The sequence below is a fragment of the Xanthomonas sp. NCPPB 2250 genome (assembly GCF_056725265.1).
The window spans coordinates 993,872-1,017,131 of the sequence record NZ_CM161520.1 but is presented as its reverse complement, the minus strand read 5'-3'; the positions used below and the strand labels follow the sequence as shown (position 1 = coordinate 1,017,131).

Annotated in this window: 16 protein-coding genes and 1 pseudogene; 5 read left to right on the top strand and 12 right to left on the bottom strand. The window is 69.1% G+C overall.

From position 1 onward, the window contains the following. Positions 1 to 7: 7 nt before the first annotated feature. Positions 8 to 2,896 carry a TonB-dependent receptor gene (locus tag AC1PMG_RS04235; RefSeq protein ID WP_481110771.1) on the bottom strand — a complete coding sequence of 963 codons (2,889 nt, stop codon included), beginning with the start codon at positions 2,894 to 2,896 and terminating at the stop codon, positions 8 to 10. Between the two features lie 692 nt (positions 2,897 to 3,588). On the opposite strand from AC1PMG_RS04235, the gene AC1PMG_RS04230 reads away from it, so the two are divergent. Both AC1PMG_RS04230 and AC1PMG_RS04225 read left to right on the top strand, forming a co-directional pair. Beyond that, a complete protein-coding gene (locus tag AC1PMG_RS04230; protein WP_481110770.1) occupies positions 3,589 to 5,541 on the top strand; it encodes a transglycosylase SLT domain-containing protein in 1,953 nt (650 codons plus the stop codon). 128 nt (positions 5,542 to 5,669) lie between these two features. Beyond that, positions 5,670 to 6,911, top strand: a complete 1,242-nt coding sequence (locus AC1PMG_RS04225) for a multifunctional CCA addition/repair protein (RefSeq protein ID WP_481110769.1) — start codon at positions 5,670 to 5,672, stop codon at positions 6,909 to 6,911. A 16-nt stretch (positions 6,912 to 6,927) separates the two neighbouring features. Here AC1PMG_RS04225 and AC1PMG_RS04220 read toward each other — a convergent pair whose 3' ends face one another. The 6 genes from AC1PMG_RS04220 to AC1PMG_RS04195 all read right to left on the bottom strand — a co-directional run bounded on the left by AC1PMG_RS04220 (position 6,928) and on the right by AC1PMG_RS04195 (position 13,248). Then, positions 6,928 to 7,800: a hypothetical protein gene (locus AC1PMG_RS04220; protein ID WP_481110768.1), complete on the bottom strand. Its 873-nt coding sequence runs from the start codon at positions 7,798 to 7,800 to the stop codon at positions 6,928 to 6,930. 103 nt (positions 7,801 to 7,903) lie between these two features. Beyond that, the gene (gene nagA, locus AC1PMG_RS04215; protein ID WP_481110767.1) at positions 7,904 to 9,049 is read right to left on the bottom strand and encodes an N-acetylglucosamine-6-phosphate deacetylase; all 1,146 of its coding nucleotides are present in this window, start codon (positions 9,047 to 9,049) and stop codon (positions 7,904 to 7,906) included. After that, positions 9,049 to 10,077 carry an SIS domain-containing protein gene (locus AC1PMG_RS04210; RefSeq protein ID WP_481110766.1) on the bottom strand — a complete coding sequence of 343 codons (1,029 nt, stop codon included), beginning with the start codon at positions 10,075 to 10,077 and terminating at the stop codon, positions 9,049 to 9,051. Before AC1PMG_RS04210 ends, nagA begins: the two co-directional genes overlap by 1 nt. Positions 10,078 to 10,085: 8 nt before the next feature. Further along, the gene (locus AC1PMG_RS04205) at positions 10,086 to 11,153 is read right to left on the bottom strand and encodes a LacI family DNA-binding transcriptional regulator (protein ID WP_010343153.1); all 1,068 of its coding nucleotides are present in this window, start codon (positions 11,151 to 11,153) and stop codon (positions 10,086 to 10,088) included. A gap of 37 nt (positions 11,154 to 11,190) precedes the next feature. After that, complete coding sequence (locus AC1PMG_RS04200; RefSeq protein WP_152237548.1) at positions 11,191 to 12,456, bottom strand: sugar MFS transporter; 1,266 nt, start codon at positions 12,454 to 12,456, stop codon at positions 11,191 to 11,193. A gap of 36 nt (positions 12,457 to 12,492) precedes the next feature. Continuing rightward, a complete protein-coding gene (locus AC1PMG_RS04195) occupies positions 12,493 to 13,248 on the bottom strand; it encodes a GntR family transcriptional regulator (RefSeq protein ID WP_010343151.1) in 756 nt (251 codons plus the stop codon). Between the two features lie 740 nt (positions 13,249 to 13,988). Here AC1PMG_RS04195 and AC1PMG_RS04190 point away from each other — a divergent pair. Beyond that, complete coding sequence (locus AC1PMG_RS04190) at positions 13,989 to 16,622, top strand: TonB-dependent receptor (protein ID WP_481110765.1); 2,634 nt, start codon at positions 13,989 to 13,991, stop codon at positions 16,620 to 16,622. Between the two features lie 106 nt (positions 16,623 to 16,728). Here the strand turns inward: AC1PMG_RS04190 and AC1PMG_RS04185 are convergent. The 3 genes and pseudogenes from AC1PMG_RS04185 to AC1PMG_RS04175 all read right to left on the bottom strand — a co-directional run. Continuing rightward, positions 16,729 to 17,487 (bottom strand): annotated as a pseudogene (locus tag AC1PMG_RS04185) (expansin EXLX1 family cellulose-binding protein); the annotation flags it as partial. 112 nt (positions 17,488 to 17,599) lie between these two features. Next, the gene (locus AC1PMG_RS04180; RefSeq protein ID WP_481110764.1) at positions 17,600 to 17,995 is read right to left on the bottom strand and encodes a VanZ family protein; all 396 of its coding nucleotides are present in this window, start codon (positions 17,993 to 17,995) and stop codon (positions 17,600 to 17,602) included. Next, entirely contained in the window at positions 17,995 to 19,179 is a 1,185-nt protein-coding gene (locus AC1PMG_RS04175) for a class I SAM-dependent methyltransferase (protein ID WP_481110763.1), read from the bottom strand. The genes AC1PMG_RS04180 and AC1PMG_RS04175 overlap by 1 nt, the downstream gene beginning before the upstream one ends. Positions 19,180 to 19,233: 54 nt before the next feature. Here AC1PMG_RS04175 and AC1PMG_RS04170 point away from each other — a divergent pair, with 54 nt between their 5' ends. Beyond that, positions 19,234 to 19,968, top strand: a complete 735-nt coding sequence (locus tag AC1PMG_RS04170; RefSeq protein WP_481110762.1) for a pteridine reductase — start codon at positions 19,234 to 19,236, stop codon at positions 19,966 to 19,968. Between the two features lie 150 nt (positions 19,969 to 20,118). Here the strand turns inward: AC1PMG_RS04170 and folK are convergent, their stop codons facing one another. Then, positions 20,119 to 20,607, bottom strand: a complete 489-nt coding sequence (folK, locus tag AC1PMG_RS04165; protein ID WP_481110761.1) for a 2-amino-4-hydroxy-6-hydroxymethyldihydropteridine diphosphokinase — start codon at positions 20,605 to 20,607, stop codon at positions 20,119 to 20,121. A 96-nt stretch (positions 20,608 to 20,703) separates the two neighbouring features. On the opposite strand from folK, the gene AC1PMG_RS04160 reads away from it, so the two are divergent. After that, positions 20,704 to 21,543 carry a proteasome-type protease gene (locus AC1PMG_RS04160; protein WP_342072953.1) on the top strand — a complete coding sequence of 280 codons (840 nt, stop codon included), beginning with the start codon at positions 20,704 to 20,706 and terminating at the stop codon, positions 21,541 to 21,543. 202 nt (positions 21,544 to 21,745) lie between these two features. On the opposite strand, the gene AC1PMG_RS04155 is transcribed toward AC1PMG_RS04160, so the two are convergent. Next, positions 21,746 to 23,260 carry an ATP-binding response regulator gene (locus tag AC1PMG_RS04155; RefSeq protein WP_481110760.1) on the bottom strand — a complete coding sequence of 505 codons (1,515 nt, stop codon included), beginning with the start codon at positions 23,258 to 23,260 and terminating at the stop codon, positions 21,746 to 21,748.

Genomic DNA, 23,260 nt, shown 5'->3' with positions numbered 1-23,260 from the left:
CACACCGCTAGAACTTCAGATCCGCCCGCACGTACAGATAACGCCCACCGGGAATGCCATAGGTGGAGGCGTCGTAGCCGTTGAGCGAGCACGACAGGCAAATCGACGGGTCCTTGTCGAAGACGTTGTTGACGCCGCCGCTGAGGGTCAGGCCCTTGAGCCAGTCGAAGCGGTAGCCGACCTGCAGGTCGTGGTAGGTGATCGCGTCCAGCGTGTTGGTGCCGGCCACCGGGTTGCTGCACACCGGGAACGCGACCGCATCGCCGCACTGCTCGGTCAGCTCGGAGATGTGCCGCAGCGTCCACGACGCATTCCAGCGGCCGCGCGACCAGTCCAGGCTCAGGTTGCTGGTCCACTCGGGAATCGAGCTGTCCACCACTTCCACGCCCGGGCGCTGCGGCTGCACCTGGCCGGCGGCGCCGGTGGCGACGTAACGGGTGACGAAGGTGTTCTGCCAGCCGATCTTGAAGCGGCCCGCCGCGGTCTCCGGCGAGTTCCAGAACAGGTCCACGTCCCAGCCGTCGGTCTTGATCGAGCCGAGGTTGGTCAGGCGGTTGTTGAAGCCGTTGATGCCGCCGGTGGAGGCGCGGGTGATGCCGTCGCAATAGGTCGGCGACAGCGTGTCCACGCACAGGTCGAGCTGGGTCTGCGCGTTGATCGCCTGGATCGCGCCGTCGATGTCGTGGCGGTAGAAGGTCACCTCCACGTCGAAGCGGTCCGACCACGGCACGTTGCTGGCGAACCACGGGCTCCAGACGAAGCCGGCGCTGAAGCTACGCGCCTTCTCCGGCTCCAGCGCGCGGTTGCCGCCGGTGGTCACCGAGATCTGCGAGTTGGCCTGCTGGTAGCCGGCCGGCACGCCGAGCGTGGCGCAGTTGCTGGCGCTGCCGCGCGGCGCGGTGCCGCCCAGGCCGATCGAGCACGGGTCGGACAGGGTCAGGTCGGCGCGCGCGGCCGAGCCGTACAGTTCGCCGATGCTGGGCGCGCGGAAACCTTCGGCGTAGCTGGCGCGCAGCACGAAGTCCGGCGCCACCTGCCAGCGCAGGCCGTACTTCGGGGTGAACTTGCCGCCGAAGGTGGAGTAGTCGGAGTAGCGCCCGGCCAGGCTCAGGTCGAGTTTGTCGCCCAGCGGCGAGTCGGCGAAGATCGGCACGCTCAGTTCGAGGTAGGCCTCCTTGACGTCGTAGCTGCCCTGCGTCGGCAGCGACGGCACGCCGTTGTAGTGGCCGATCACGGTCAGCGGATCCGGGCGATAGAAGCCCTCGTACTTGCGGTATTCCACGCCGGTGGCGAAGGACACCGCGCCGGCCGGCAGCCGGAACAGGTCGCTGCTGAGGTTGGCGGTGAACTGGGTCAGCTCGTTCTGGCTGCGATCGTGCACCACCGGCTGGATCCAGCGCAGCATGTCCGGGGTGATGCTGCCGGCACCGCCGAAGATGTTCAGCGGCACGCAGCCGGCCACCGCCGCGCACGCCGCCGGATCGCCCAGCGCCAGGTTGATGTTGTAGATGTTGTAGCTGCCGTAGTTGGTCTGCTCGGCCTTGTTCTTGCTGTAGGCGCCGTTGACGTCCCAGAACCAGGTGCGGTCGGCGCCCTCGAAGCTGCCGATGAAGCCGGTGCCGACATACTGGGTATCCACGCGTTGTTCGAACACGCGCGCGCCGCCTTCCACCGGGCGGCGCCCGATCATGATCAGGTTGCTGCCCGAATCCAGCGCGAAGCCGAACGGGTTGTACGGGTTGGCGGCGGAGATGACGATGTTGTCGGCCAGCGGATTGCCGGTGCCGGCATCGGGGCCGAGGAAGATCGGTTCCGGCGCGGCCTGGTTGGTCGATTCGCGGCGATTGCCGAGCAGCTTCAGGTACCACTGCACGTCGTCGTTGAAGAAGAAGCGGAACTGGCCGAACACGCCCTTGCGTTCGGACGGGGTCAGCAGCAGGTTGGACGCGGCGAAGTTGTAGCGGTCGGCGGTGGTGAAGCAGTGGTAGTCGTCGCTGCGGGTGCAGCCGCCGGTGCCGTCGTAACGCGGCGTGCGCGCACCGCTGTTCGGGGTCAGGTTCTGCTCGGCACCGGTGTTGGGATCGACGAAGATGAAACGCCCGTCCGGGGTGGCCGAGCTGCCGAAGCTCAGGCCGGTGCCGGGAATCGGATACAGCGACTGTGCGCGGTCGCGCGCGTAGATCGGATCCTGCTTGCTGTAGCTGGCGCCGAGGAACAGGCTGGTGCGTTCGGTGCTGTGGCCCCAGGCCAGGTCCAGGCCCTTGCTGGCACCATCGCCCTTGTCGTACTCGCCGTAGTTCAGGGTGACCTGGCCGCCCTCGAAGTTGCGCCGGGTGATGATGTTGACCACGCCGGCGATGGCATCGGAGCCGTACAGCGAGGACGCCCCGTCTTCCAGCACCTCGACGCGCTCGACGATGGCCAGCGGAATGGTGTTGAGGTCGGTGGCCGCGCCCACGCCCGAGGCCGAGGACTCGTTGACCCAGCGCATGCCGTCGACCAGCACCAGCACGCGCTTGGCGCCCAGATGGCGCAGATCCACCTGCGCCGAACCGGCACCGACGCCGCTGCCGTCCGGCGGGAAGCCGAAATTGCCGGAGGAATTGAACTTCGCGTTCAAGGCCGAGCCGGAGGCGGTGAGTTCCTGCAGCACATCGCCGATGGAGGTCAGGCCGGTGCGTTCGATGTCGGCGCGGCTCAGGGTCTGCACCGGCACCTGGCCCTCCACTTCGGCACGGCGGATGCGAGTGCCGGTGACCTGCACGCTGTCCAGGGTGGTGGCCGTACCGGGAGCGGCCGGGGGCGTCTGTTGCTGGGCACCGGCGATGGCGGGGACGCCGCCGAGCAGGGCCAGGGATACCGCAAAGACCAAAGGATGGCGGTGCAGGAAATTCATCCGTCTCTCTCTCCAGAAAGGATGTGGGTCGGCCGCTGCGACCCCCTGCACCGCGACGGCGTGGAATTCTTTGTAAACAAATCGTAAACGCCGTGCAAGCGTCCGGCAGGCAAAGCGCGGGCCATCGCGATGACTGGTCGATCTGGTAGACACGGGATGCGCAAGGCATCGTCAAACGGCGCAGGCCTAAGCCCCTCTCCCCTCGGGAGAGGGGTTGGGGTGAGGGTACGGCGCGCGAAGCGCCCGCGCGATCTGGCGATCAGAGGCTTCGCCCGTACCCTCATCCGCCCCTGCGGGGCACCTTCCCCCGAAAAGGGGGCCATGGTCCCGATGGGAGAAGGGAAACGCCAAGCCCCTCTCCCGCCGGGAGAGGGGTTGGGGTGAGGGTACGGCGCGAAGCGACTCGCGGATTTCAGGCGTACGAAGCTGCACCCGCGCCTCACCCGCCCATACCGGGGCACCGGACAGCCCGGCGCGCGATGCCGATCTGCAAACGCTGCAGGGCACGGCACCGACACGACGTGCCATGGCTCCGCCGGTTGCCACGATGACCTCGATACACCCAGCGCACTCACCGGCCCGCCTGGACGACACGGCTCCCCATCGTCGCAACCACGCCTGCGGAAGCGATGACAGCGTCCACCATCGCCAGTTGAAACGGCGATTCATCCGCGTTCGGTATAGTCCCGCGCATGATCCTGCGCACGTCTCTCCTGCTGTTCGCCGCCGCGTTGTGCGGCCCTGTTTCCGCCCTCGCCCAGTCCCTGGATGCCCAGCGCCCGGCGATCCGCTCGGCGATCGACGATGCCGAGCAGGGCCGGTTCGATCCGGTCCGCGCGGCCGCGTTCAAGCAACATCCGCTGTACGGCTGGCTGGAGTACGCCAACCTGCGCCGCAACATCGACAAGGTGTCCGATGCGCAGGCGCAGGACTTCCTCAAGCGCTACGCCGGGCAGCCGGTGGCCGAGAGCTTCCGTGCGCTGTGGCTGCCGGCGCTGGCGCGGCGCGAGGACTGGCCGGCGCTGCTGGCGAACTGGAAACCCACCGAGAATCTCGGCCTGCGCTGCGCCCAGCTCAACGCGCGCCAGGCCACCGGCCGCGCCGACGCGCAGTGGGTGGACGAAGCGCAGGCGCTGTGGCGCAACGCCGGCAAGTCGCTGCCCGACGCCTGCGATCCGGTGTTCGCGGTACTGCAGGCGCGTGGCGGCATGACCGATGCGCTGCGCTGGGCGCGGGTGGAAGCGGCCGCGGACGCACAGCAGCCGGCGGTGATGCGCGCCGCCGCACGTGGCCTGCCCGCCGCCGACCTGGCGTTGGCCAACGACTACGCCGCGTTCCTGGACGCGGTGCATATGCGCGCGCTGACCTGGCCCAAGACCGAGCGCAGCCGCAAGGTGGCGGTGGATGGGCTGGCGAAGCTGGCCAAGACCGATCCTGATGCCGCCGAACGGCAACTGCCGCAGTTCGCCCAGGCACTGCAGTTCAGCGAGGCGCAGCGCGGCACGGTGCTGTACCAGATCGCGCTGTGGACGGTGGCCTCGTACGGCCCCGATTCGGCGCGCCGGCTCAACGCGGTGCCCGAGTCCGCGTACGACGAACGACTGCACGAGTGGCGCGCCCGCGAGGCGATGGCGCGCGGCGACTGGCCGGCGGCACTGGCCGCGATCCGCAAGATGCCGCCGGCGCAGCGCAGCGATTCGCGCTGGCAGTACTTCGAGGCGCGGCTGGCGGAAAAGACCGGCAACGCCAGCGAGGCGCAGCGGCTGTATCGCGCGGCCGCCAGCTCCGCCACCTTCCACGGCTTCCTGGCCGCCGACCGGCTCAAGCAGCCCTACGCGCTGTGCCCGTGGGAACCGAACGACAGCGCGCAGGCGCAGGCGGCGGTGGCGCGCGATCCGGCGCTGGTGCGCGCGCTGGAGCTGTTCAAGATCGACCGCGCCGGCTGGGCCGTGGCCGAGTGGAACGATGCGCTGAGCCGTTTCGACGACACTCAGCGGCGCTTGGCGGTGGAAGTGGCCAGCAACAATGGCTGGTTCGACCGCGCGGTGTTCGGGCTCGGCAAGCGCCCGGAGGAGCAGCGCCTGTACACGCTGCGCTTCCCGCTGCATCACGCCGAGACCATCCGCCGCGAAGCCGGCAAGAACGCGATCGACCCGGCCTGGGTCGCCGCCGAAATCCGCGCCGAGAGCGTGTTCAACCCCAACGCACGCTCGCCGGCCAACGCGATGGGCCTGATGCAGGTGGTACCGGCCACCGGCGCCAGCGTCGCCCGCACCCTCGGCCTGGCCGGCTACGGCGGCGCCGCCAGCCTGTACGACCCGGACACCAACATCGCCATCGGCACCGCCTACCTGCGCCAGTTGCTCAACACCTACGGCCTGCCCTACCTGACCATCGCCGCCTACAACGCCGGCCCCGGCCCGGCCGCGCGCTGGCAGAGCCAGCGCCCGGGCCACGATGCCGATTTCTGGATCGAGACCGTCAGCTACAAGGAAACCCGCGAGTACGTGGCGCGCATCCTGGCCTTCAGCGTGATCTACGACTGGCGCCTCAACGGCGACGCCCTGCCGGTCACCGAGCGCATGCTCGGCAAGCTGGACGCGCCGCGGAAGAAGTTTGTGTGTGAGGCGGGGAGTCGGGATTAGGGAGTCGGGATTGGTAAAAGCGCACGCATCCGTATGCGGTTAGCATTCCTGGAACAGGCCACAGCGGCATCCGCTCGCGCGATGTCGCTCTGACCAATCCCGAATCCCCACTCCCGAATCCCAGCCCCATGCACATCTACCTAGTCGGCGGCGCCGTCCGCGACGCCCTGCTCGGGCAGCCGCCCGGCGATCGCGACTGGGTCGTGGTCGGCGCCACCGCGCAGCAGATGCTGGAGCTGGGCTACAAGCAGGTTGGCCGCGACTTCCCGGTGTTCCTGCATCCGCGCAGCGGCGAGGAGTACGCCCTGGCGCGCACCGAGCGCAAGGCCGGGCGCGGCTACCACGGCTTCGTGGTGCAGGCCGACCCCTCGGTGACGCTGGAAGAGGACCTGCAGCGGCGCGACTTCACCATCAACGCCATCGCCCGCGACGAGGCCGACGGGCGCCTGGTCGACCCCTATGGCGGCGCGCGCGATCTCGAGCAGCGCGTGCTGCGCCATGTCGGCCCGGCCTTCGCCGAGGATCCGCTGCGGGTGCTGCGCGCGGCGCGGTTCATGGCGCGGCTGGCGCCGCTGGGATTCGTCGTCGCGCCCGAGACCATGGACCTGATGCGCACGATGGCCGCCGGCGGCGAACTGGAAACGCTGGTGCCCGAACGTGTCTGGCAGGAACTGCGGCGCAGCCTGGCCTCGGCGCAGCCCTCGGCGTTCCTGCGCACCCTGCGCGAGGCCGAGGCGCTGCGCTGGGTCCTGCCCGAGCTGGACGCGCTGTACGGGGTGCCGCAACGCGCCGAGTACCACCCCGAGATCGATACCGGCCGCCACCAGGAACTGGTCAGCGACATGGCCGCGCGGCTGGCGCCGGGCGACGCGCTGATCGGCTTCGCCGCGCTGACCCACGACCTGGGCAAGGCGCTGACACCGCCGGAGGAGTGGCCGCGCCACCTGATGCACGAACAACGCGGCCTGGCACCGCTGCGCGCGCTGAGCGAACGTCTGAAGCTGCCGCAGGAGCACCGGCAACTGGCCGAGATCGCCTGCCGCGAGCATTTGAACGTGCATCGCCTGGCCGAACTGCGCGACCGCACCGTGCACGAACTGCTGCAGCGCTGCGATGGCTTCCGCAAGCCCGAGCGCATCGCGCAGTTGGCCACGGTGTGCGAGGCCGACAAGCGCGGCCGCCTCGGCAGCGAGGACGCCGATTACCCGCAGGGCCGCACGCTGCAGCGCCTGCATGCGGCGGCGCTGGCGGTCAACGCGCGCGACCTGGCCGCGCAGGGGCTGAGCGGCCCGCAGATCGGCGAGGCACTGGCCAAGGCGCGGATCGCGGCGATCGCCGCGGCGCGGCCGTCGGCAACCCACGCGGGCTAGTGTTCTGCTGCCACCATCAAGGTTCGTGCGCCCGCAGCTCGCGGAATCCCGAATCGATCGCGGCCGGGTCGGCGAACTCCACCCGCAGGCCCTTGGCGGCAAGCGCGAGTACCTCAGCGTCGTCGACGGCGGTGCCGCTCAAGCGCGCGATCAGCGGACCCAGCACCGCGGTGGCGAACGCGCGGGACAACGCTGCGCGACACGCCAGATCGGAGACATCGGCGGGGATGGCGCTGGCCGCCGCCAGGTGCTTCTCGAAATCTCGCGAGGGCTCGAAGAAGGTGGCGACCAACATGCCGACCCCAGGTTGCCCGACCGCCATCAGGCCATAGGGGGCGAACATGTACATGGCACGCCCATTTTCCTCGGGCAGGCCCATCTCGCTGGCCCCGAACAGATGCGCGATCACGAGCCGACCGCTCTCCCATGGCAACCGCACGAGGCTTCCTTTCCTGACGTAGGCGCCGTTCTTCCACGCCGCGAAACCGGCACAAAACGCCTTCAGGAGCACGCCGGCGACATGCGGGTTGAACCCGGCAGGTGCGGCCGGATGCCGGGAATTTTCGGCAAATCGCCGGTGCAGCAACATCATTCCCGCCGACAGCTTCATCAACCACAGATGCGCTTCATCGTCCGCGACCGCGGACCAGTCCTCCGACAGGCGCTGTTCCAGCCGTCCGAACTGGGCGTTGGCCTGCGGATCGGCAGGCGCCTTGAAATCGCAGAGCCTGGCGAAGCTGCCGGCATCGCCGAGCAACACCCGGCCCGCAGCTTGATGGCGTTGCGCCAGCCAGCGCGGAATCACATGCTCGCCGGCGCCTGACACCGATATCCCGGTGAAGAGGCAGGCCGCGTCCATCGGCTCGTCGAGATAGCGGCTCGGTTCCATGCATCACCGCCTGCGTTGTCAGCGCCCCCCACTGTACAACACGCACGGCAGCACGCGCGCGGTCCCGACCAGCCGACCGCGCGCGCAGCCGGAGCGCCGCCGGCTACTCCATCACTCCCGCGATCCAGGTATGCCGGACCTGCAACGCCTCGTCCAGCAACACCAGGTCGGCCTGGTAGCCGGGCGCGATGTGCCCGTAGCGGTGATCCAGGCCCACGCATTGCGCCGGGTACAGCGAGGCCATGCGCGCGGCCTCTTCCAGCGGCACGCCCAACCACTGCAAGCTGTTGCGCACCGCGCTGGCCATGTCCAGCGCCGAACCCGCCAGGGCGCCGGCGGCATTGCGCACCACGCCGTCGATGGCGGTGATGGTTTCGCCGTACAGGTCGAACGCGGGGCTGTCGGCGCCGACCATCGGCATCGCATCGGTGACCAGGAACACGGTACCGCGTGGCTTGGCCGCCAACGCCACGCGCAGGCTGGCCGGATGCACGTGCACGCCGTCGACGATCACCCCGCACCACGCGTGGCGGTCTTCGAGCGCGGCGCCGACCACGCCGGGATCGCGTCCCTGCAGCGGTGTCATGGCGTTGTACAGATGGGTGAAGCCGCAGATACCGGCGTCCAGCCCGGCACGGGTCTCTTCGTAGCTGGCGGCGGTGTGGCCGGCGAACACGCGCGCACCGGCCGCGGCCAGGGTGCGGATGCTGGCCGCCGGCACGCGTTCCGGTGCCAGGGTGATCAGGGTGACGCCGTTGTCCAGCGAAGTGACCATGGCCAGTTCGTCGGCGTCGGGCACGCGGAACTTGTCGGCGTTGTGGGTGCCCTTGCGCGCCGGCGCCAGGTACGGCCCTTCCAGGTGGATGCCGAGCACGCCCGGCACGCCTTCTGCGATGGCCTGGCGCGTGGCGGCGATCGCAGCGCGCATCACCTCCACGTCGTCGCTGATCAGCGTCGGCAGGTAGCCGGTGGTGCCGTAGCGGCGATGGCCCTGGCCGATGCGGCGCAGCGCCTCGACGTCGGTGCGGTTGTTGAACAGCACCCCGCCGCCGCCGTTGACCTGCAGGTCGATGAAGCCCGGCAGCAGACTGCCGCCGCCCAGGTCGTGCTGCACCGGCGCTGCCGCCACGCGCGGGTCGGCGTCGTCGAGCAGGGCGAGGATGCGCCCGCCCTCCAGCAGCACGCTGACGCCGTCGAGGAAACCGTCCTCGCCGAGCACGCGCGCGTTGCGCAGCGCCACCGTGGTCATCAGACGGTCTCCGTCACTTTGTTCAGATGCGGCGGCAGGTCCGGGTTGTAGCCGCGGCGCAGGGCCAGGGCGTTGATCGCGCGGTAGAAGCTCTGGATCGCCAGCAGCGGCGCGCACGCCGGGTGCGGCGCGGCGACCAGCGGCAGGTCGCCGCCGGCGCTGGCCAGCCACACCTGTGCGCCGCGGCCGCGGAACTCCTCGGCCAGGCGCCGGGTGCCCTCGCCGGCTTCGTCCGGCTGGTCGAACGCCAGCACCGGGAAACCCGGGCCGACCAGGGCCATCGGCCCGTGCTTCACTTCCGCCGAGCTGTAGGCCTCGGCATGCAGGCCGCAGGTCTCCTTGAACTTCAGCGCCGCTTCCTGCGCCGCCGCCAGGCCCAGGCCACGGTCGAGCACGAACAGGTTGTGGGCCTCGACCAGGCCGTCGGTGAGCGAGCGCCAGTCGGCCTGCCAGGCCGCGTGCAGCGCCTGCGGCAGGGTCTGCAGCGCGCCCAGCAGCGCCGGGTCGTTCTTCCAGTGCGCGCCGAGCTGCAGGATCGCCGCCAGCGACGCCAGGTAGCTCTTGGTCGCGGCCACGCTCTTCTCCGGGCCCGCGCCGAGCGGGATCACCGTGTCGGCCAGCTGCGCCAGCGGCGAATCCTCGACGTTGACCAGGGCCACCACGCGCGCACCGGCGTCCTTGGCGGCCTGCGCATTGCGCAGCAGGTCCGGGCTCTTGCCCGACTGCGAGATCACCAGGTACAGCGCCCCGCGCAACTGCAGCGGCGCCTCGTAGACCGAGCCCACCGACGGCGAGGCCGAGGCGGTGACCACGCCGAGCTGGGTCTCGAACAGGTACTTGGCGTAGGTGGCGGCGTGGTCGGAGCTGCCGCGCGCACAGGTCACCACGAACGGCGGCGGGTCGGCGCGCAGCGACGCGGCCAGTGCGGCCACGGTGGCGTGGTTGCGTTCGAACTGCGCGGCGACGACCGCGGCGGCTTCCGCGGCTTCGCGGAACATCAGGGTTTCGGTTTCGGAGGGCAGCGCCATGGGCAGGATCACGTGGGGTCTGGGGAGGAGGAACGGCGGGAATGCGGCTGCATGGGCGCGGTCGAGCCGCGCACCACCAGTTGCGGCACGAAGCCCTGGTTGTGCACCGGCGCCGGATGGTCTTCGTAGGCATCGCTGCGCAGCTGGCTGATCAGCAGCCGCGCGGCGTGGCGGGCGATGTCCTCGGTGGCCTGCTTGGCCGTGGTCAGCGGCGGCCACGACTGGCGCGAGAACGGGCTGTCCTCGAAGCCGGCGATGGACAGGTCGTAGGGCACGTTCATGCCCGCCGACTTGGCCGCGGCCAGCACGCCGGCGGCGATCTCGTCGTTGGAGCCGAAGATCGCGGTCGGTGGTTCGCGCAGGGCCAGCAGCCGGCGGGCGCCGCGGAAGCCGTCGTCGAAGGTGTAGTCGCCGGGGATCACCAGGTGCTTGTCCAGGGTGATGCCGTAGTCCTTCAGCGCCGCCTCGTAGCCGGCATAGCGCTCGCCGCTGGAGCGGTGCGAGGTGCCGCCCCACAGGAAGCCGATGCGCTGGTGGCCGAGCTGGATCAGGTGTTCGGTGATCTCGTAGGCGGCGTCGCGGTCGTCGACGTAGACGCAAGGGCCGTCCTGCGGATCCTCGGTGGCGGCGATGATGCGCACGGTCTTGATGCCGCGCGCGGCCAGCGCCGCGACCAGGTCGGCGCGCTCGGACATCGGCGCGGTCAGCACCAGCCCGGCCAGGCGCGAGCGCTGGGTCCACTCGGCCAGTTCCTCGGCGAGCATCGGCGCGGTGGAATCGCAGGGGTGGATCTGCAAGCCGAAGCCGGTCTCGCGGCAGGCGGCGAGCACGCCGTTCTGCACGCCGATGATGTGGTACGGGTTGGGGTTGTCGTACACCAGCCCGATCACGAACGGGGTGCCGCTGCGCAGGTTGCGCGCCGACGGATCCGGCTCGTAGTCGAGTTCGGCGATGGCGTGCAGCACGCGCGAGCGCGTGGCCTGCATCACCGAGGGTTCGTTGTTGATGACCCGCGACACGGTCTTCAGCGACACCCGCGCCCGTTCGGCGACGTCTTTGATGGTGGGTCTGCGCATTGGATAGGTTTGCCGAGTTGGAGAAAAGCGCGTCAGCTCACCGCGCGCCCTGGCCGACGCGGTGACCGCGCAGCGCGAAGAACAGGATGTACAGGTAGCAGGCGATCATCAGGCCGGCGAAGACCACCTGGAAATCGAAGGACTCCTTCAGATGGGCGAACAGCTGCGGCACCGCGGCGCCGCCGACGATGCCCATGATCAACAGCGCTGCGCCCTTTTCGGTGAACTTGCCCAGCCCCTTGATGGCCAGCGGGAAGATGGCCGGCCACATGATGGCGTTGGCGAATCCGAGCGCCGCCACGAACGCCACCGAGACATAGCCGCCGGTCACCATCGCGCACAGCGAAAACACGATGCCGAGGCAGGCCGAAATGGACAGGTACTTTTCCTGGGAGATGTACTTCGGGATCAGCACCAGGCCGAGCAGGTAGCCGGCCAACATGCAGGCCAGCGTGCCGATGGTGAAATATTTCGCGTAGTCGAGCGAGAGACCGAGGCTGTTGCCGTAGATGCCGATCGCATCGCCGGCCATCACCTCGGCGCCGACGTACACGAAGATGCACAACGCGCCCAGCCACACGTGCGGAAACGCGAAGATGCTGTCGCGGCTGCGCTCGTCGGAGGCCGACGCGTTCGCCGTCTCGGGGCTGATCTCGGGCAAGGGCGAGAACAGGATGGCGACGGAAAGCACGGCCAGGATACCGGCGATCGCCATGTAAGGGCCGTGGATGCGGCCAGCGAACTCCTGCAACAGCAGTTCCTTCTGCGCCGGCAGCACCTGTTCGATCTGCGTCGAAAAATCCTCCATGCCGTGCAGGACCACTTTCGCCAGTCCATAGGTGGCCAGCGCGCCCGCCACCTTGTTGCAGATGCCCATCAGCGCGATACGGCGCGCCGCGCCGTCGATCGGCCCGAGAATGCTGATGTACGGATTGACCGCGGTCTGCAGCAAGGCCAGGCCGCCGCCGATGATGAAGATGCCGCTTACCGCGCCCACGTAGGAACGGGCATTGGTGAACTGTCCGAAGATCGCGGCGCCGATCGCCATGATTAGCAGGCTCAGCGCCAGGCCCTTTTTCATCCCGGTCAGCTTCAGGATGAACGAAGAAGGCAATGCCAGGCAGAAGTAGGAAATGTAGAACGCGCTCGGGATGAGAAACGCGAACGTGTCGCTGACATTGAAGGCGACCTTGGCGAACAGGATCAACGGCCCGTTGATCCAGGTAAAGAAGCCCATGATGAAGAACAACAGGCCGACGATGGCGATGGAGGCGTAGGGACTGGCGGGCCGTGCGGTGGTCATGGGCGGCGTGCTCCGGGAGGGCGCGGGGATCGGCGGTCAGCGTCGCAGTTCGGCGACGAAGTCGTAGTAGTCGTTGTGGCAATAGGTGTCGGTCAGTTCGATCGCGCTGCCGTCGCGGGTGTAGCCGACCCGCACCACGTGCAGGATCGCCTCGCCTTCCTTCATGCCGAGATGGCCGGCCAACCGCGCCGGCAGGTTGATGGCGCGGAAGTACTGCAGCGCCCGCACCACCGGGGTGCCGCGCTCGTCCAGGTAGCTGTAGAGCGAATCGGCGATGGCGTGCGGATCGGGCACCACGTGCTGCGGCAGCACCGCCTTTTCGTAGGCCATCACCCGGCCGTCGGCGCTGCGCAGGCGGGTCAGCGCCGCGACCACCGTGTCCGGGGACAGGCCCAGGCGCAGGATCTCCTCGCCATGCGCCGGGCGCGTGCGCCGCTCCAGCCAGCGCGTGCCCGGCTCCAGGCCCTTCATGCGCAGGGTTTCGCTGAAGCTGGCCAGGCCGCTGAGCTGATGCTGGATGTGCGAGGTGACGAAGGTGCCGGCGCCCTGCCGGCGCGACACCAGACCTTGTTCGACCAGCGCATCCACGGCCTGACGCAGCGTCACCCGCGACACCTGCAGGTATTCGCACAGCTGCCGTTCGGCCGGCAGCGCCTCGCCCGGCTTCCACTGCCCGCCCTTGATCGCCTCCACCAGCTTGCTGGCCAGTTGCAGATACAGCGGCGTCGGCGCGTCCGGGTCCACGGCCAGCGCATGCAGGCGCGGATCGGCCTGCGGCTTGGGCTTGGTCATGGCGCGCTCTCCAGTCCGCACGGATTCATTATGTCCAATATAGTACCAATCAGAGGGTCGTGCACGTTGCCCCACAGCACGCGGCGCAGGCCCTGATCGACAGCGCGACCCGACCACGGCAAGAGCGCAGTGGCGCGTCCTCCTGCAGTTCGCGGCGGCGAGTCACCCATCCCCCCTGGCCTCGGGCCCGCCCTGCGCACGGCGAGCGGCCAATTCCCGCCAGCGCTGGCGCCCATGTCCAGGCGGCTGTCATGGCCGACGCCGATGGATCATGTGCCTGCACCTGCTCTTCGGCGAGCTTGGGTGCAGCGCCGCAAACCGCATCGTTGTCACCGGCGGGTGCGAATTTGTCTACAAGCCACAAGACCAATCGCGGCGATGCCTGGCAGAGGTCTGAACCACCGCCCCCTGCGACAACACGGATCGCGGTAAATCCCGGGAAATCGGCCCAAGTCATCGACGTGAAGGCCGGTACGCGACCCGACAGGCCGTAGCGCAATCCCAGACACCACGGGTCGGTTTTGCCCCGCCACCGGGCCGCCCTGCCGCAGCATCGCGTTGACATCGTTGTCACCGGATCGTAAAGGTTCTGCACGCTTCGCAACGAATTCGGCACAAACACGGCGTCCGCGGTTCCAGGGGAATCGGCATCGGTCCGCGCCGCCAGGCAGCACGCAACTCCGTCCCGCACCGTCGGCCACACCGACGGTGCCCATCCATGAATGATGAGGAGAGACATCATGCGTCACCGCCCGTCCGTCCTGTCGGCCGCCATCGCCGCCAGCGTTCTCGCCTTCGCCGCGCAGGCGCAGCAGGCCGATTCCGCCGCCACCGATCTGGACGCGGTCCAGGTGGTCGGCATCCGCGCCAGCCTGGAGAAGTCGCTGGACACCAAGCGCAACAACGTCACCGTGTCCGAGGCGATCACCGCCGAGGACATCGGCAAGTTCCCCAGCACCAACGTCGCCGAAGCGTTCGCGCAGATCCCCGGCGTCACCATCGACCGTCGCTTCGGCCAGGGCGAGCGGGTCAGCATCGACGGCACCGATCCCAGCCTCAACCTGTCGTTCCTGGACGGCCACCCGGTGGCGCAGGCGATCTGGCTGTACGGTGAGCAGCCCAACCGCGGCTTCGACTACACGCTGCTGTCGCCACAGATCCTGGGCCGCGCGGAGATCGTCAAATCCACCGAGGCGCGGCTGACCGAAGGCAGCCTCGGTGGCACCGTGCTGATGCACAGCCGCCAGCCGCTGGACCTGAAGGCCAACGAGATCGCCGGCTCGGTCGGCTACAGCTACAGCCAGCAAGCCAGCGAGGGCAAGCCCAACGCGTCGCTGCTGTACAGCTGGAAGAATCCGCAGGAGACCTTCGGCGTCGCGGTGTCCGCGCAGCACTACGAGGAACGCGTGGACCGCCAGGGTCTGGAGGTGTTCGGCTACGCCAAGGCCGGCACCTTCGCCAACGCCACCGGCGTACCCGCCGATGCCGACGTGCCCAACTCGATCAATGCCGCGTGGTTCCAGCAGGACCGCAAGCGCGACAGCGCAGTGGTGAATCTGCAGCTCAAGCCCAGCGACGCGCTGGAGTTCAACCTCAGCGGCCTGTACATCAAGGAAGACTTCGACAACTACAACCAGTCGATGTACAGCTTCCTCACCTGGAACCCGGGCACCGTGGCCGCGGTCGACGCGCTGGGCGACGTGCGCAACGGCGTGGTCAACAGCGGCCATTCCAGCGCCAACGCCAATGCGGGCGGCGGCACGGTGATCTACGACAACAACGTGCGCCAATCGCAGGTGACCACCAAGGGCCTGGACCTGCGCGGCGCCTACCGCGGCGAACGCTGGACCCTGCGCGGCCAGGTCGGCCAGAGCAAGTCCGACAACGACCACCTGGCGCAGTACTTCATCGAGCCGTTCTACAACGGCGGCTTCCGCTGGGACCTGGACCGCGGCATCCGCTTCGACGATCCGGCGGCCGCGCGTAATCCGGCCAACTGGGGCTCGGCCGGTGGCTGGATCGGCAACAACGGCGTGTTCTCCACCCAGAGCAAGGACCGCTACGGCCAGCTCGATCTGGACCTGCAGTTCGACGGCGTGTTCAACCAGTTGCTGGTCGGCGTGCGCCAGGGCAAGCACGACGAGGACTTCGCGCTCAACGTGTACGGCGGCGTCACCCCGGCCACGCTGGCCGACATCGGCACCATCGGCCTGACCGACATCCGCGGGTTCTACCCCGACCACGGCCAGCACGTGCAGGCCGGGCGCGGCAACGTGATCGACTGGATCCGCAACAGCCCGGTCGACTACGCCAATCCGGACCCGTCCAGCTACCTCAACAACACCTGGGCGCTGCAGCAGACCAACAACGCCGGCTACGTGCAGCTGAACTTCTCCAACGCCGGCCTGCGCGGCAACCTGGGCCTGCGCTACGTGCGCTCCAAGACCGAAGGCAGCGGCTTCGTCTACAGCGGCACGCCGACCCTGCAGGACCTGGACAGCAAGTGGCAGACCCGCACGCAGACCGAGCATTTCCTGCTGCCGTCGCTGAACCTGGCCTACGACACCGAGAACGACTGGGTGTTCCGCTTCGGCGCCGGCAAGGTGATCGCCTGGGCGCCGTACAACCAGATGGTCAACAACACCTTCCTCAACGACACCACGCTGACCGGCAGCGGCGGCAACGCCGCGCTCTCGCCCTACGAATCGTGGAACTTCAATCTCTCGGCCGAGTACTACTTCGCGCCGCAGGCGGTGGTGGCGTGGTCCATCTTCTACAAGAAGATCGACAACTACATCGACACCTCAGCCACCATCGAGCGCCAGTACAACGCGATCCGCGACACCTCGCCGCAGACCTGGGCGCAGATGCTCGGCAGCAACGGCTGCACCGCCGACGGCTATTGCGACTACAGCATCCAGCGACCGCGCAACGCCGGCGACGGCAAGGTCAAGGGTTTCACCCTGGCCTACCAGCAGCCGTTCGGCGACAGCGGCTTCGGCCTCTCCGCCAACTACACCTATGCCAGCGGCGAGAACAACAGCGGCAACCCGCTGCCCTACCAGTCGCGCAACAGCGTCGCCTTCAGCCCCTACTACGAGAAGGGACCGTGGAACGCGCGGATCAGCCTGAACTGGCGCGATAGCTACCTGGCCGGCGGCTACGTCGCCGGCGCCGCGCCGGCCAGCGTCGACGCCTACACCGACCTGGGCGCGAGCGTGGGCTATGCGTTCACCGCGCAGTGGTCGCTGCAACTGGACGCACAGAACCTGCTGGACGAGGAATACCTGCAGTACCTGGGCGACAAGGACCACCCGGTCGGGCGCTACCACAACGGCCGTCGCTACATGGCGACGCTGCACTTCAAGTTCTGAGCGCACCACCGCGCCTGCGCTGCGGGGCCATCTCCGTGGCGCAGGCGCGCGTACACCGATAGCGCATGCGCCGGCGCGCGACCGCCGGCACATGCGCGAACGCGCCTCAGCGCGGGAACTGCACGTGCCCGTCGGCGAAGTACACGCCCTTGTCGCCCTGGCTGGGCAACGCGCCGAGCGTATCGGTGACCACCTGGCCGCGGATGTCGGTGAGGCGGATCTCCAGCAACTGCGCGCCCATCTGCTCGCCGACGAAATGGTTGTACGCGGTCTTCGGCAGGCTCACCCAGTCGCCGTTCTTCTTGTATTCGAACTTCACCACCGGATAGCGGTGGTTGCGCACCTGGATCGCCGCCCAGTATTGCGAGCTGCCCTCCTTGATCCGGTACACCACGTTGCCGGTGACCGGCGCGGCCACCACCTGCCAACGGATCGGGATGCGCCCAGCGCTGGTGTCGCCGATCGCGGCGAAGGCATTGGGCGACAGGTCCAGCCCGCAGTCGGCGCCTTCCGGATACAGGTCGGTGACGTACACGGTGACCGTGCCGCGCGGTCCCTGCACCTGCAGGTAGGCACCGGCCAGCGCCGCCTGGATTCCGCCGTAATTGAGCTGCGTCGGATTCAGCGCGGTGATCGTCGCGGTGGGGTCGATGGGATCCAGCAGCAGGGCGCCGCCGGAATAGCCGGAGCTGGTGTAGGTGGCGGTACCGCTGCAGACATCGTTCCAGGCGGCATTGGCGGGTGCGGCGGCACTGGCCACCAGGCACAGCGCGACCAACAGGCCGGCGCCGCGCGCGGCACGGGGGGAGTAGCGTGCTTGCATGCGTGTTCTCCTGCACAGGCGCGCGGAGTCGCCGCGCGGCGACCGGGCACCTGCCCGGCGCCGGCACTCTAGGACGCGGTGCGCGTGCCGCGCCTTGCGCGCGGCCGGGAATTCCACAACTTGGCCGACGCCGTAGACCGCGCGGTGACGTCGCTCAACGGCGGCTGCCGCGCTCCAGCCGCCACAGCAGATCGCGCCACGGCGTGGCCGCAGTGGCCATGCCGGCAGCCACGCCCAGGGCATCGGCCAGCGCATCCAGCGGATCGGCCGAACGCGTGGTGGTCCAGGCGCCCTGCGCGAATTCGATGCCCACGCCCAGCGCCAGCAGGCCCAGCGCGGCCCAGGTCCAGGCGCGTGGACCGGCATAGACCTGCACCGCCGCGGCGGCCAGCAGCAGGTAGGCGATGAAATGCTCGGCCTTGTCGCTGTCGGGCAGGTCGGACAACTGCGGCGGGTGCGGCATCATGCACACGTAGATCAGCACCACGATGCCCAGCCACCACAGCCCCAGCCACAGCCAGGGCCAGCGGAACGCGCGCACTGCCGCCATCACAGCCGCCAGGTCAGGTCGCCGGACAGGAATGCCGGCGCCAGCGACACGTCGCGCTCGAAGCCCATCACCTGGAAGCGCTCGCCCATCTCGCTGGGCAGGGTCAGCTGCTTCACCTGCTGACGCAGGCGCAGTTGCGCGGCTGCGTCGCTGCGCGCCTCGGCCTCGGCCAGCAGCGCGTCCAGGCCGTTGCCGAGCAGGAAACTGGCCTGGTTGCAGTAACCGGCCAGGTCGAAGCCCGCCCCGGTGCCGGCCTCGGCCAGCGCGGTGAAGTCCACCGACGCGGTCAGGTCCTGCAGGCCCGGCCAGCGGTACGGATCGGCATGCGTGCGATGCCGGTAGAACGCGCGCAAGGTGCCGTCGTCGCGCTCGGGCAGATAGAACTCGCGGCGCGGATAGCCGTAGTCCACGAACAGCATCGCGCCGCTGCGCAGGCCGCCGGCCACCGCCTGGATCCAGTACGGCAACTGCGGCAGCAATTCGGAACGGTAGCCATCGGCGAAGGGCGCCTGCAGGTAGCGCTCGATGTGCCGCACCGCGGCCGCCAGCAGCGGATCGGCCGGCTGTTCGCCGCGGCGGAAGCGGCCCTCGCCATCCAGCGTCACCGTCTCTTCGAACACCTCGCCGTCGCGCAGCGCGAAGCGCGGCGTCGGCAGGGCGTCGATCACCTCGTTGGCGAACAGCACGCCGTTCCAGTCGTCGTCGAACGGCCGGTCCAGCCACTCCACCAACTCAAACACCGGCGGGATCAACGTGCGCGCCAGGCGCTCGCGCTGGCGTTCGCGCAGGTCGGCGCTGGGCTCCAGAATCGCATAGCGCTCGGGCAGCGCATCCAGCGCCAGCAGGCGCTTGAGCATGACCTCGGCGAACGCGCCGCTGCCACCGCCCACTTCCAGCATGCGCGCCTGCGGCCCCAGTTGCTGCAGTACCGGCGCCAACGCATTGGACACGGTGGCGGCGAACAGCGGACCCAGTTCCGGCGCGGTGACGAAATCACCCTCCTCGCCGAACTTGCTGCTGCCGGCGCTGTAGTAGCCCAGGCCGGGCGCGTACAGCGCCAGCTCCATGAAGCGCGAGAACGGAATGGCCCCGCCGGCGGCGGCGATCTCGGCGCGCAGATGCGCGGCCAGGCGCTCGCTGTGGGCCAGCGCGGTGGCATCGGGCAAAGGAAGGTCGGTGGGCATGCGGTGCCGGATTGCGTGGACAATGCACAGCATAGCCGAGCATGGAATCCGTACATGACCCAGACCAAAGTCGCCCTGATCACCGGCAGCGCGCGGCGCATCGGCGCCGGCATCGCCCGGCGCCTGCACGCGGCCGGCTACGCCGTCGCCCTGCATGCGCACACCTCGCAGGCCGAGCTGCACGCGCTGGCGCAGGAACTGGACGCCATGCGCGCCGGCAGCACGCTGACCCTGCAGGCCGATCTGCGCGACACCGCGCAGCTACCCGACCTGGTGGCGCAGTGCGTGGCGCGCTTCGGCCGGCTCGATGCGCTGGTCAACAACGCCTCCAACTTCTATCCCACGCCGCTGCACGAGGCCACGCCGGCGCAATGGGACGACCTGTTCGCGGTCAACGCACGCGCGCCGCTGTTCCTGGCGCAGGCCGCCGCCGCGCAGTTGCGCCAGCACGGCGGCGCGATCGTCAACCTCACCGACCTGCACGCCGAACAGCCGCTGCGCGCGCATCCGCTGTACAGCGCGGCCAAGGCCGCCCTGGCGATGCTGACCCGCTCGCTGGCGCTGGAACTGGCGCCACAAGTCCGCGTCAACGCCATCGCCCCCGGCGCGATCCTGTGGCCGGACGCCGGCAAGGACCCGGCCGCGCAACAGGCGCTGCTGGCACGCACCCCGCTGGCGCGGACCGGCCAGGTCGAGGAAATCGCCGAGGCCGTGCGCTGGCTGCTCGACGACGCCAGCTTCGTCACCGGGCAGACCTTGCGGCTGGATGGCGGGCGCGGGCTGATGTGAGGCGGGGATTGGGGATTCGGGATTGGGGATTCGCAAAAGCGGATACCCGATGCGCTATCGCTGTTGCTGCTGCCTGAAGCGAATCCCCAATCCCTGCATCCCGAATCCCTGCTTCACAGCGAATCCCGAATCCCGACTCCCCAATCCCCGCTACTCATCCAGCTCGACCACCTCGAACGCCTTGCCATGCTCCGCATGCGCCTGCCACAGCGCGCCCAGGCGCTGGCCGCTGACCGGGTCGACGAAGTCGGCGGCGATGTCGGCCAGTGGCTTGAGCACGAAGGCGTGGCGCAGCTCGGGGCGCGGGATGCGCAGGTGGCCGGGGCCTTCGACGATGCGGTCGCCGTAGAACACCACGTCGATGTCCAGGGTGCGGTCGCTGAACCGCGGGCCGCTGCGGTCGCGGCCATGCGCGTCCTCCAGCGCATGCAGCCAGTCGTCCAGCGGCGCCAGCTCCCAGTCGGTCTGCAGCGCCACCGCATTGTTCAGGAAGGCCGGCCCGTCGAAACCGACCGCCGCGGTGCGATAGGTCGGCGACACCGCGACCGCACCGAACTGCCGGCGCAACGCCGCGATCGCCGCGGCCAGATGGTAATGCGGGCGCAGGTTGCTGCCCAGGCTCAGAAGCACGGTGGTCATGCGCTATTCGCGCATGCCGCGACCGCGAGCGTCAACGGCTAGCCAAGCCCGAGCCGCCCCCATAGAATCGGGACGTACCCGGTTTTCGGCAGCGCCATGACATATTGCGTCGGCATCGAAGTGGACGAAGGCCTGGTCTTCGCCGCTGACACCCGCACCAACGCCTCGCTGGACGACGTCCGCGTCCACCGCAAGCTGCACGTGTTCGAGTATCCGGGCCAGGCGGTGTTCGCGCTGATGTCGGCCGGCAACCTGGCGACCACGCAGCTGACCCTTTCGCGCCTGCAGCGCGACGCCGACGATCCGGACGCGCCGCGCAGCCTGCGCACCTTCCGGCACCTGTTCGAGGTCGCCGAGTACGTCGGCGAAGTGCTGGCCTCCAGCCAGGTCAAGCTGTCCGAGCAATCGCAGCACAGCGGCATCAACGTGCAGTCGACGCTGATCCTGGGCGGGCAGATCGCCGGCGAACGGCCCGGGCTGTACATGATCTATCCGCTCGGCAACGCCATCGCCACCTCGCCGGAAACGCCGTACCTGCAGATCGGCGAATCCAAGTACGGCAAGCCGATCCTGGACCGCATCATCCGCTCGGAGATGCAACTGGAAGACGCCGCGCGCACCGCACTGGTGTCGCTGGACTCGACCATCCGTTCCAACCTGTCGGTGGGCATGCCGATCGACGTGGCGCTGATCCGCCGCAACGACCTGCGGGTGACCGAGCGCATGCGCCTGGAAGCGGACACCCCGCTGTACGCCGAGATCCACGACACCTGGTCGCGCAAGCTGGAGAACGCCGTGCGCACCCTGCCGCGCTTCCCCTGGGAACCGGCCCTGTCCGCCGACCACGACACCGAATCGCGCGACGCCCTGCCGCCCCTGCCCCCCCGCCGCTCCCCCGCCCGCCGCGACCCGGAAGACCAGTCGGCGCAGCAGTGAGGGGCTGGGATTGGGGAATCGGGATTGGGGATTCGCAAAAGCGGGTTTCTGGGTGGCTGATACAACGCGCTTAGAGCGTCGCTGCGCTTCGCGCGCGAAGGGGCCGCAGCTGTCGCTGTTGCCCTAAGCGAATCCCGACTCCCGACTCCCCAATCCCCGCTTCACAACGAATCCCCAATCCCGACTCCCGAATCCCAGCGCCTCAGCCACTCTCAAGGGCATGCGCCACCGCGCGGAACACGCGCTGCATTTCCAGCGGCTTGCGCAGGACGTGCACGGCGATGTCGGCGGGGAAGTGGTCGCGCTCCAGGTTGGTGCCGGTGTCCTCGAGCACGATCGCCGGGCCCTGATAGCCCAGGTCCTGCAGCGCCAGCAGCAGGCGTACCGCCGACAGCAGGATGATGTCGCTGTCGACGATCACCAGGTCCGGCAGGCCGTGCTCTTCGACGTCGCGCAGCGCGGCGGCGCCATCGGACGCCAACTGCGGACGGTAGCCCTGGCTGGACAGCGCATTGCCGAGCAGCGACAGCCGCGTGGCCTCGCCGTCGACGAGGAGCACGCGCTGGCCCTTGCCCATCGGCAGCGACGGCTCCGGCTCGAACGACGGCACCGGCGCGCGCAGCGGGATCAGCAATTCGAAGCAGGTGCCCTGGCCCGGCGTGCTGTCCACGCCGATCCGGCCACCGTAGCTCTCGACGATGCGCTTGCACGAGATCAGACCCAGGCCGGTGCCGTCCGGCTTGGTTGTGAAGAAGGGACTGAACAGCCGCGCCTGGGTTTCCGCGTCCATGCCCATGCCGCTGTCGCGGACCAGGATGCGCACCTGCTCGCTGCCGTCGGCACCGATCGCCGGCGCCGCCGAGAAGCTCAGCTGGCCGCCGTCGGGCATCGCCTGGATCGCATTGAGGCCGAGGTTGAGCAGGCACTGCTGCAGCTCGGTGTAGTTGGCCTCGATCGACAGCGCCGCATCGGCCACGTCCACCTGCAGCGTCACCCGTTCCGGCAGGCTGCTCTTGAGCAGCATCTGCACCGCCTGGAACAGCTCGGCGATGCGCACCGGCTCGCTGGGCGTGCGCGAGCCGCGCACGAACGACAGCATCGACTCGGCCATTTCGTGGCCGCGCCGACCGCACTCGGCGATGACGTCGGCCAGGTGCCGCAGTTGCGGATCGTCGCTGCGCCCGACGATCAGTTCCGGCACGATCAGCAGCGGCTGCAGGATGTTGCGCAGGTCGTGACTGAGCCCGGCGGCGAGCAGAGCCAGGCTCTCCAGCCGCTGCGCGCGCATCAGTTCGCGTTCCACCCGCTGCCGCTCGCGCTCGGTACGGGCCTCGCGGATCGCGCGCGCCACCGCCGACGGCAGGCGGGTCGGGTTGTGCTTGATGATGTAGTCGTTGGCGCCGTCGCGCAGCGCCTCCACCGCCGTCTCCTCGCCGATGGTGCCGGAGACGAAGATGAAGGGCACCGCATTGCCGTCCTCGCGCACCACCCGCAGCGCTTCGTGCCCGGAGAAACCGGGCATGCTCAGGTCCGACAGCACGATGTCCGGCGCGAACTCGCGCAGCGCCTCGCGCAGCGTCGGCTCGTTTTCCACGCGGCGGAACGTCGCCTCCAGGCCGGCGTCCAGCAACTGGTCGGACAGCAGCTCGGCATCCTCCGGCGAATCCTCGACCATGAGGATCCGGATCGGGCCAAGCCTGGGGCCGGTGGTGGGCAT